Here is a 1,117-nt window from a genome sequence, read left to right on the forward strand (position 1 = left end):
GTCGGCACGGGTGGGCGTCGACGCGTCCGACCCGTCCGCACCGGCGGTCGCGGGCCCGTCCACCCCGGCGGACGCCACCCCCGCCAGCAGCTCCCGCAGCGCCGGAGCCCTGCGGCGGGCGTCCCGCACGGTGAGAGGAAGCGGAGCCCAGCCCGCCAGGCGCCCCAGCTCCACCACCGGCGGGTACACCGGCGAGACGGCCATGATCTCGGCCGGGGTGCCCGTCAGCGGGGGCTCGCCCGGGGCGGGGAGGAGGACGACACGGTCGGCGTACTGGATCACACGCTCCAGGCGGTGTTCCGCGAGCAGGACCGTCGTGCCGAGGTCGTGGACCAGGCGCTGGAGGACGGCCAGGACCTCCTCGGCGGCGGCCGGGTCGAGTGCGGAGGTCGGCTCGTCCAGGACGAGGACCTGAGGGTGCGGGGTCAACACCGAGCCGATGGCGACCCGTTGACGCTGACCCCCGGAGAGCGTGGCGATGGGACGGTCGCGCAGGTCGGCCAGCCCGAGGAGGTCCAGCGTCTCCTCCACCCGGCGCCGCATGACCTCGGGGGCGAGGCCCAACGACTCCATCCCGTAGGCGAGTTCGTCCTCGACCGTGTCCGTCACGAAGTGCGCCAGCGGGTCCTGCCCCACCGTGCCCACCACATCGGCCAGTTCACGCGGCCGGTGGGTGCGGGTGTCCCGGCCCGCGACCGTGACCCGGCCGCTGAGCGTGCCCCCGGTGAAGTGCGGCACCAGTCCGCACACCGCGTTCAGCACGGTCGACTTGCCCACCCCCGACGGGCCGACGAGCAGCACGAGTTCGCCCTCGGGCACCTCGAAGTCCACGTCCCGTACGGTCGGTTCGGCCGCGCCCTCGTAGGTGACGGCGACCTTCTCGAAGCGGATCACGCGCGCTCCCTGGATTCCTGGGGGACGACGAAGGCGGGCAGCAGCGCGAGCAGCACCGACGCGGCGGGCCACAGCGGCAGCGCGGGCGCGGCGAGCGGGACGACACCGGGGTTGAGCGCGTCCGGCTCGCGCGTGGCGGCCAGGGTGAGCAGCGCGGCGACCGCCGCTCCCGAGCCCGCGACCAGCCACGCCCGCACGCCCCACGGCGCCGGACGGTACCGGG

1 protein-coding gene and 1 pseudogene are annotated in these 1,117 nt (G+C 75.5%); both read right to left on the reverse strand.

The features are described 5' to 3' along the window. Window positions 1–894: ABC transporter ATP-binding protein (locus GTW40_RS18910; RefSeq protein ID WP_343245740.1), on the reverse strand; the 894-nt coding region annotated here is incomplete at its 3' end. Beyond that, a pseudogene (locus GTW40_RS18915) lies at window positions 891–1,117 on the reverse strand (energy-coupling factor transporter transmembrane protein EcfT); the annotation flags it as partial. The gene GTW40_RS18910 and the pseudogene GTW40_RS18915, both read right to left, overlap by 4 nt.

The organism is Streptomyces sp. SID4985 (assembly GCF_009863025.1).
GTDB lineage: Bacteria > Actinomycetota > Actinomycetes > Streptomycetales > Streptomycetaceae > Streptomyces.